Consider the following 8,480-nt stretch of genomic DNA (forward strand, 5'->3'; position numbering starts at 1 on the left):
CCCACGAAAGCATCTGTATGGATGATCTTTTGCTGCTCCGGCAGGGCAACGATGCCTTCGACGCGCTCGCTTGCGCTGGCGGACGCGGGTGCATCGCCTGACTCTACTGGAGGAAGCGCTCCTGCGGTCAAGACAATCCCCAGTATGCCGACCAAGGTCGTCCGGAAGAGGCCCTGAAGCGACACGATGCCGAGCGAACGTGATCGTACGCTCACCATGTGGGATGAATGACGGGCCTTGATCGTGTTGAAACGGGTGGCTTTATCTTCTGACATCTTCGTGAATCTCCCCCTCGAACCGAGTCTGGGTAACGACCCAGACTGAGTAAGCGTAGGGGGGATTCATCGCTAACAAAACCAATCAGTTGGTTTTGTTGGGTAACTAAGACGAAGTGCCGCATCAGGTGAAAGCGCGAAGAGCTCAGAGGTGGCACGCAAGATCGGTCCGGCCGACGGTATGTCCACGCGGATGCGCTCGGTGGCGCGCGGCCCGGGGGAGGGATAAAGTTGAGCATCTTTGACTCAACTCGGGAGGAACGCGATGCAAGCCGGACAGCAGCCGTCACAGGAGAAGGCCAAGACCGCGCTTCAGCTCTACGGCGTGAACCTCACTGATATTGCGAAAAGCGGCAAACTCGACCCGGTGATCGGCCGTGACGCCGAGATCCGCCGGATCAGCCAGGTGCTCACGCGACGCACGAAGAACAACCCCGTGCTGATCGGGGAGCCGGGCGTGGGCAAGACCGCCGTCGTGGAGGGGCTCGCCCAGCGCATCGTCGCCGGTGACGTGGCCGAGTCGCTCAAGGGCAAGCAGCTCGTGGCCCTCGACCTCGCGGCACTGGTAGCGGGGGCGAAGTACCGCGGCGAGTTCGAGGAGCGCCTCAAAGCCGTGCTCAAGGAGATCAACGACGCCAACGGTGAGATCATCACCTTCGTCGACGAACTGCACACGCTCATGGGTGCCGGCGGCGGCGAAGGGTCTGTCGCAGCCTCCAACATGCTCAAGCCCATGCTCGCCCGCGGCGAGTTGCGCCTCATCGGCGCCACGACCCTCAACGAATACCGTGAGTTTATTGAGAAGGATGCGGCGCTCGAGCGCCGCTTCCAGCCCGTGCTCGTGGACGAGCCGTCGGTCGAGGACACCGTTGCCATCCTCCGCGGCCTCAAGGAACGGTACGAAGCTCACCACAAGGTGACGATCGCCGATGCGGCCCTCGTGGCCGCGGCATCCCTCTCGAATCGCTACATCACGGCCCGCCAGCTGCCGGACAAGGCGATCGACCTCATCGACGAGGCAGCGAGCCGACTCCGCATGGAGATCGACTCGTCCCCGGTGGAGATCGACGAGCTGCGCCGCGGCGTGGACCGGCTCAAGCTCGAGGAACTTGCCCTCAAGAAGGAGAAAGACGACGCGTCGAAGGCACGACTCGCCAAGCTGCGTTCGGACCTCGTGGAGCGCGAGGCCAGGCTGAAAGACCTGCAGGCCCGCTGGGACAAGGAACGGGCGAGCCTCAACCGGGTGGGCGAACTGCGCGAACGCCTCGACGGTGCGCGAATCGACGCCGACCGAGCGCAGCGCGAGGGCAACCTCGAGAAGGCGTCGCGCCTGCTCTACGGCGATATTCCGGTGATGGAGCGCGAGCTGCGAGAAGCGGAGCAGGCCGAATCCGACGGCCCGCGCATGGTCAACGACCAGGTCGCCGCGGAAGACATCGCCGCGGTCGTCGCCGCCTGGACCGGGATCCCGGTCGGCCGCCTGCTGCAGGGCGAGACCGAGAAGCTCCTGAGCCTCGAGAGTGAGCTGTCCCACCGTTTGATCGGCCAAAAGCCGGCCGTCCGCGCGGTTGCCGACGCGGTGCGCCGCTCCCGCGCCGGTATCTCCGACCCCGATCGGCCCACCGGCTCGTTCCTGTTTCTCGGGCCCACGGGCGTGGGCAAGACGGAACTGGCCAAGGCGCTCGCCGAGTTCCTCTTTGACGACGAAAAAGCCATGGTGCGCATCGACATGAGCGAATACGGCGAGAAGTTCTCGGTGTCGCGCCTCGTCGGCGCCCCTCCCGGCTATATCGGCTACGAGCAGGGCGGCCAGCTCACCGAGGCTGTTCGTCGGCGCCCCTATTCGGTCATCCTCTTCGATGAGGTGGAGAAGGCGCACCCCGAAGTCTTCGACGTGCTCCTCCAGGTGCTCGATGACGGCCGTCTCACCGACGGCCAAGGTCGTACGGTTGATTTTCGCAATGCCATCCTCGTGCTCACCTCGAACCTTGGTTCGCAGGTGCTCGTCGACCCCACGCTCTCCACCGAGCAAAAGGAAGAGGCGGTGCAGCTCATGGTGCGCCAGGCGTTCAAGCCCGAGTTCGTCAACCGCCTCGATGACATCGTCATCTTCTCCACGCTGACGACCGATGAGCTCGGCGAGATCGTGGAACTCTACGTCGAACGCCTGCAGCGTCGCCTCGGCGAGCGTCGCCTTGAGCTCGCCGTCACACCGGATGCCCGCCGCTGGCTCGCGGACGAAGGGTACGACCCCATCTATGGGGCGCGTCCCCTACGCCGCTTGATGCAGCGAGAGATCGACGACCGGCTGGCGCGGGCGCTTCTCGCAGGGGATATCCGCGATGGAGAAACCGTGCTCGTAGAGCTGGCGGCCGACGGCGAGGGGCTCACCGTCGTATCCGCCCCCATCGTCGAACTCCTGCCGGATGACCTCGACGACGATCTGCTGTAGTCCACCCCGGAAAGCACTCAGGAACGGCACCGGCACCTAGGCTTTAACCATGCTTGCAACTGTGATCCATGGCGAACGCGATATCCGACTCGAAGAAGTTCCTAACCCTGTGCTTTCCACCGGAGGCGACGCCATCGTGCGTGTCGTCGCCGCGTGCGTGTGCGGCTCAGACCTGTGGCCGTACCGGGGCATTGCAGCCACAAATGAACCGAAGCGTATCGGCCATGAATTCGTGGGCATCGTCGAGGAAATCGGCGCGGAGGTGTCGACCGTCAAGGTGGGCGACTTCGTCATTGCCCCGTTCTATGACTGCGACAACACCTGCATCAACTGCCAGAACGGCGTGAGCACCTCCTGCCTCAACGGCGGCTGGTGGGGCGCCGACGACAGGATGGGCGGCTTCGCCGATGGCGCCCAGGGCGAGCGCGTGCGTGTTCCCCACGCTGACGGATCCCTCGTCGCCACGCCTGAGCTGCCCGACGACTCGCTCGTGCCGAGCCTGCTCACCCTCGCCGACGTGATGGGAACCGGCCACCACGCCGCCGTCTCGGCCGGTGTGACGAAGGGCAGTACCGTCGTCGTTGTCGGCGACGGAGCCGTTGGACTCTGTGCCGTTCTCGCGAGCAAGCGCCTCGGCGCGAGCCGCATCATCGCCATGTCGCGTCACGCCGATCGTCAGGCCGTTGCTCGCGAATTCGGTGCGACTGACATCGTCGAGCTGCGCGGCGATGAGGGCGTTGACCGCGTGAAGGAACTGCTCGACGGCATCGGCGCGGACTGCGTGCTCGAATGCGTCGGCACCGCGGAATCGATGGACCAGGCCATCCGCTCGGCGCGTCCGGGTGGAATGGTCGGTTACGTCGGCGTGCCGAACGGCGGCGCCGAGCTACCGATCCGCACGCTGTTCGGAACCAACGTGGGCGTGAACGGCGGCGTCGCCTCTGTTCGTGGCTATGTCGAGGAGCTGCTGCCCGAGGTGTTGTCGGGAGCGCTCAACCCCGGCCGCGTGTTCGACCTGCAGCTTCCGCTCGCCGAGGTCGCCGAGGCATACGCTGCCATGGACGAGCGCCGCGCCATCAAGGTTCTCCTCCGCCCGTAAGGCTCGGCGGGCCCCCTGGAAGGACGATAGTGAATCAACCATTCCTCTGGGGAGGCCTGCTGGCCTTCGCCGTGGCCGCGGGAATTCTGCGCCTCGCGGTGGGGCGTCCTCTGCTGCGCCGCCGTTCCGTCGCCGTAGGACGACTTTCCGCAGGGGTGGCGGTGGTGAGTGGGCTTGCGCTCGTGTTCCACTGCGCGGCGATGTTCTTCGCCCCCTGGGTTGACGCGGTGCCGTTTCTGCAGACGCCGGCCGCCATGGTTCGTTCCATGGGTACGGGCAGTCAGATTGCCTATTGGCTACCCGCGGCCACCCTGCTGCTGGCATGGCGGCGCGTCTGGTGGCCGGCTTTGGTGGCCCTCGCCATCATTCTTGTCGGCGTCGGGGTGACCATGTATTGGCCATACCCGCTGGGAGTGCACCTCGCGTGGCTCACGGCGGTGGTCATCGTGGGAACGCTGATTCCGACAATGCTGCTCCGTGGGCCACGCGCGGCGCGTTAGCGTGACTCAGTCGTTGACGAGCAGCAGCTCGGTGAGGGGCTTACGGGTACGCGGCGCAACTTCACGCTCAAGCATTTCGGGAGAGAGAGCCGACACGTCGCCGAGTACGCCGAGCGCGGTGATCGTCACGATCACCTGATTGTCGGTGAGGCCGAAGGCTGTCGCCAGGGAGGCTCCGTCGAACCCACCGAGCTGGTGCGTGTGCAGGCCCTCGTGCTGCGCCTGAATCGTGAGGTGGGCCACGGACTGGCCCAGGTCGTAGCGAGCCCAGGGGTTGTCCTTGAGGTCGGCGGCCGTCTTGTCGATGGCCAGCTCGGCCACGTTGGCGATGAGAACGGATGCCGAGTCGGCCCAGGTCTGATTGAAGCCCATCAGATTGGCGTGGATCGTGGTGAAGCTGTCGGACCCGCGGCGGGCCACGATGAAGCGGGACGGCTGCATGTTGCTGGCCGATGGTGCCCAGCGGGCGGCTTCAAGCACCGTGGTGAGCGTGGCCTCGTCGATGACAGCCGAGGCGTCGTAGCCACGGGGGCTCCAGCGCTCGATCAGGATGGGGATGAGTGGCGCGTCGGTATCGGCGCGACGACTGTGGGTGTCTGTGATGAGGCTCATGGGTCAGATCCTTCGTGATAGACGAATAGGCACGGGGCAACTCTGACCCACCCTGTTCAACACCCGGCGTGCCGGAGTATTCCACTTGGATATGCCTTCTTTGCCCGTGAACGCCCCGGGGTTACTCCTGGAGCAGGCGGGTGCGAACCTCGCGGCGCAGGATCTTGCCGAGCAGTGAGCGCGGCATGTCTTGCACCTCCACGATGTTCTTGGGGATCTTGTAGGCCGATAGCCGAGTGCGGCAGTAGTCGCGGACGGCGTCCACGTCGAGGTGCGAGCCGTCGAGGAGCACGACCGCGGCGACAATGTCTTCGCCGCCGCTCGTGCTGGGAAGTCCCACGGCGGCCGCATCGACGATGTCGGGGTGGGAGAGCAGGGCCTCCTCCACCTCTGACGGAGAGACGTTGAAACCTCCGGTGATGATGAGTTCCTTCATGCGGTCAACCACCGTGATGAACCCGTCCGCGGAGACGCGAACAATGTCGCCTGTGCGCAGCCAGCCGTCCGGCAACAGAACCTGAGCGGATTCGCTCGGTCGGTCCCAATACCCCGAAAACACCTGCGGGCCGCGAACGAGCAGTTCGCCTTCCTCGTCGAATTCGAGATCGATCAGGGGGTCGGCCGGGGCGACCACGCGGATCTCGGTGCTCGGAAACGGCACGCCCACGGTGCCGGGCCGGCGGGTGAGGCCGATCGGGTTGCCCGCCACGATGGGGGAGGCTTCTGTCATGCCGTAGCCCTCCACGAGCAGGCCGCCGGTGGCATCTTCCCAGCGCTCCACGATCGACACCGGCAGATTCATGGCGCCGGAAATAGCGAAACGGATGCCGGCCAGGCTCACCTTACGGGCGGCCGCGGCCGTGACGAGACGATCGTAGATTGGGGGTACCGCCGGCAAAAACGTCGGCGGGGCGTGCCGTGCAGCGTCGAGTACAAGCTTCTCGTCGAATTTGGGGAACAGTACGAGCCGGGCGCCCATGCCCATGGCGAAGGTGAGGCACAGCGTGAGGCCGTAGGCATGGAACATGGGGAGCACGGCGTAGACGGTTTCTTCGCCGGGGCGCAGCCCGGGAACCCACGCCGCACCTTGGGCCGCATTGGCCCGCAGATTGTAGTGACTGAGAATGGCGCCTTTGGGGGTGCCTGTCGTGCCGCTCGTGTACTGCAGCACCGCGGTGTCGGTGAGCTGCGGGCGCGGGTGTGACCGGTGCAGCTTGCGGGACCCGACCAGGGTGTCCCAGGGGGTGGCGCCCTTGGCCGGGCCGGCCGACAGAGCAGCGCGAGCGGCGCGGGCCTTCGTGATCGGCAGCTTGAGCGCGAGGCGCTTGGCGAGCGGCATGGCCTGGATGAGGTCGACGGAGACGATCTCGGTGACGCCCATGTCTTTCGGAAACGCCCGCACGGTGGCATAGACCTTGTCCCAGACGATCGCGACGCGGGCCCCGTGGTCTTCGAACTGGTGCCGCAACTCCCGATCCGTGTAGAGGGGATTGTGCTCCACGACGATCGCGCCAAGGCGCAGCACCGCGTAGAAGGCCACCACATGCTGCGGGCAGTTGGGGAGAACGAGGGCAACTCGGTCGCCGGGCGTGACTCCGAGCTTGCGCAGCCCGTTCGCCACCCGGCTGATGTCCTCGCGCAGTTCGTCGTAGGTCGTGGTGGAGCCGAAGAAGTCGAGCGCGATGTTTCGGCCGTAGCGTTTCGCCGAACTCTCCATCATGTCGGTGAGCGTCTCGGTGGGCTCGTCGATCGTGGCGGGAACTCCCGGCGCGTAGGCCGCCAGCCAGGGCATGTCGGCGTAGGCGTTCACGCTGTAACCAGCTCGCGTGTGAGGGCGGCAATGAAAGCATCCACGTCGGCCGGTGTGGTGTCGTAGGCGCACATCCAGCGCACCTCGCCGGTATGGGCGTCCCAGTCATAGAAGCGGAAGCTCTCGCGCAGCCGGTCAGCTACGCCGAGCGGCAGGCGGGCGAAGACCGCGTTGGACTGCGTGGCCTGAGTGAAGGCCAGACCGGGCACCGAGCCATCCGCCACGGCCTGTTCGAGTGCATCGCGCAAGCGACGGGCCATGGCATTGGCATGACTCGCGTTGCGCAGGAACAGGTCGTTGCTCAGCAGGGCGATGAACTGAGCCGAGATGAAGCGCATCTTGGAGGACAGCTGCATGTTCGTCTTGCGCAGGTACTTCAGGCCTGTCGATGCCTCGGGGTTGAGCACCACAATGCACTCACCGAGCATCATTCCGTTCTTGGTACCGCCGAAACTGAGCAGGTCGACACCGGCGTCGCGGGTAAAGGCGCGCAGCGGCAGGTCGAGGCTCGCGGCGGCGTTGGAGATGCGGGCGCCGTCCATATGTAGGGTCATGCCGTTCGCGTGTGCGTGGTCCGCGATGGCACGCACTTCCTCGGCGGTATAAGCAGTACCCAGCTCGGTGGTCTGGGTGATGGACACGACAAGCGGCTGGGCGCGGTGCTCATCGCCCCAGCCCCAGGCCTCCTGGTCGATGAGCGCCGGGGTGAGCTTGCCGTCCGGGGTGGCAACGGGCAGCAGCTTGAAGCCACCCACGTATTCCGGGGCCCCACCCTCATCATTGTGAATGTGCGCCGTGGCGGTGCAGATGACCGCTCCCCAGCGCGGCAGCAGGGACTGCAGCCCGATCACGTTGGCGCCGGTGCCGTTGAACACGGGAAAGGCCTCGACGCCCTCACCGAAGTGTTCGACGAAGACCTCTTGTAGGCGGGCGGTATAGACGTCTTCGCCATAGGCAACCTGATGTGCTCCGTTGGCGTTCGTGATCGCCTCGAGGATCTCGGGGTGGATACCGGAGTAGTTGTCAGAGGCGAAACCGCGCAGGTTCAAGTCATGGAGTTGGGTCACACCCCTATCCTCCCGCACCCTCCCTGATAGGTCGAGCTATCGTTCCATACCCCTTGACCTCAGCAGCCCCCTCCGCCGGTCGAGGCGTGACGAAGGGCCGCCCCTTCCGCCGGTCGAAGCCCCCGTTGGTCGAGGCGCGACGAAGGAGCGATCGAGACCTCGTGACGTGGCCTCGTCCCTTCCGTTGGTCGAGGCGCGACGAAGGGCCGCCCCGTCCGCCGGTCGAAGCCCCCGTTGGTCGAGGCGCGACGAAGGAGCGATCGAGACCTCGTGACGTGGCCTCGTCCCTTCCGTTGGTCGAGGCGCAACGGAGGGCCGCCCCTTTCGCCGGTCGAAGCCCCCGTTGGTCGAGGCGCGACGAAGGAGCGATCGAGACCTCGTGACGTGGCCTCGTCCCTTCCGTTGGTCGAGGTCTCGTGACCTGGTCTTGGGTCCTGCTGGTGGGGCGACGCGCCCGGGATGTCGTGAAAAGGGGGTCTGATTTGCGTGGTTGGGGGATTGGCCGTAATGTCATCTAAGTCGCCCCACAGGTGCGGAAAGCTGCTTAGCTTACCGGCCTCATGCGGGACCAAATCCCAAGTTTAGATAGCCTGCTTTTGTGGTGTTGTTTGGCTTGATGAAGTTTCATTCTGCGCTTTTGGGTGTGGGTGGGGCTACACGAAATT

At 65.3% G+C, this 8,480-nt stretch carries 7 protein-coding genes; 3 read left to right on the top strand and 4 right to left on the bottom strand.

Going from position 1 to position 8,480, the window contains the following annotated elements:
* On the bottom strand, positions 1-275 hold a 275-nt coding region (locus JF66_RS10970), incomplete at its 3' end, for a hypothetical protein (RefSeq protein ID WP_035877844.1).
* Between the two features lie 265 nt (positions 276-540).
* Here JF66_RS10970 and JF66_RS10975 point away from each other — a divergent pair.
* The 3 genes from JF66_RS10975 to JF66_RS10985 are packed head-to-tail and all read left to right on the top strand — an operon-like array spanning position 541 to position 4,326.
* The gene (locus JF66_RS10975; protein ID WP_081882322.1) at positions 541-2,727 is read left to right on the top strand and encodes an ATP-dependent Clp protease ATP-binding subunit; all 2,187 of its coding nucleotides are present in this window, start codon (positions 541-543) and stop codon (positions 2,725-2,727) included.
* A 49-nt stretch (positions 2,728-2,776) separates the two neighbouring features.
* Positions 2,777-3,826 (top strand): zinc-dependent alcohol dehydrogenase family protein, encoded by a 1,050-nt coding sequence (locus JF66_RS10980; protein ID WP_035877847.1) that lies wholly within the window; start codon positions 2,777-2,779, stop codon positions 3,824-3,826.
* A gap of 29 nt (positions 3,827-3,855) precedes the next feature.
* Positions 3,856-4,326, top strand: a complete 471-nt coding sequence (locus JF66_RS10985; protein ID WP_035877849.1) for a hypothetical protein — start codon at positions 3,856-3,858, stop codon at positions 4,324-4,326.
* Between the two features lie 6 nt (positions 4,327-4,332).
* Here the strand turns inward: JF66_RS10985 and JF66_RS10990 are convergent, their stop codons facing one another.
* The 3 genes from JF66_RS10990 to JF66_RS11000 form a co-directional block, all read right to left on the bottom strand.
* Positions 4,333-4,938, bottom strand: coding sequence for a nitroreductase family protein (locus JF66_RS10990; protein WP_035877850.1), 606 nt, complete (start codon positions 4,936-4,938; stop codon positions 4,333-4,335).
* 121 nt (positions 4,939-5,059) lie between these two features.
* Positions 5,060-6,730, bottom strand: a complete 1,671-nt coding sequence (locus JF66_RS10995) for a long-chain-fatty-acid--CoA ligase (RefSeq protein WP_231556381.1) — start codon at positions 6,728-6,730, stop codon at positions 5,060-5,062.
* 14 nt (positions 6,731-6,744) lie between these two features.
* Positions 6,745-7,815 (bottom strand): low specificity L-threonine aldolase, encoded by a 1,071-nt coding sequence (locus JF66_RS11000; protein ID WP_035877852.1) that lies wholly within the window; start codon positions 7,813-7,815, stop codon positions 6,745-6,747.
* Between the last annotated feature and the right edge of the window lie 665 nt (positions 7,816-8,480).

Source organism: Cryobacterium sp. MLB-32 (genome assembly GCF_000738085.1).
Lineage (GTDB): Bacteria > Actinomycetota > Actinomycetes > Actinomycetales > Microbacteriaceae > Cryobacterium.

What these genes read in the sequence shown, in the direction of transcription:
- JF66_RS10975 (WP_081882322.1), top strand. Translation starts at nt 541, where the DNA reads ATGCAAGCCGGACAGCAGCCGTCACAGGAGAAGGCCAAGACCGCGCTT.
- JF66_RS10980 (WP_035877847.1), top strand. Translation starts at nt 2,777, where the DNA reads ATGCTTGCAACTGTGATCCATGGCGAACGCGATATCCGACTCGAAGAA.
- JF66_RS10990 (WP_035877850.1), bottom strand. Translation starts at nt 4,938, where the DNA reads ATGAGCCTCATCACAGACACCCACAGTCGTCGCGCCGATACCGACGCG.
- JF66_RS10995 (WP_231556381.1), bottom strand. Translation starts at nt 6,730, where the DNA reads ATGCCCTGGCTGGCGGCCTACGCGCCGGGAGTTCCCGCCACGATCGAC.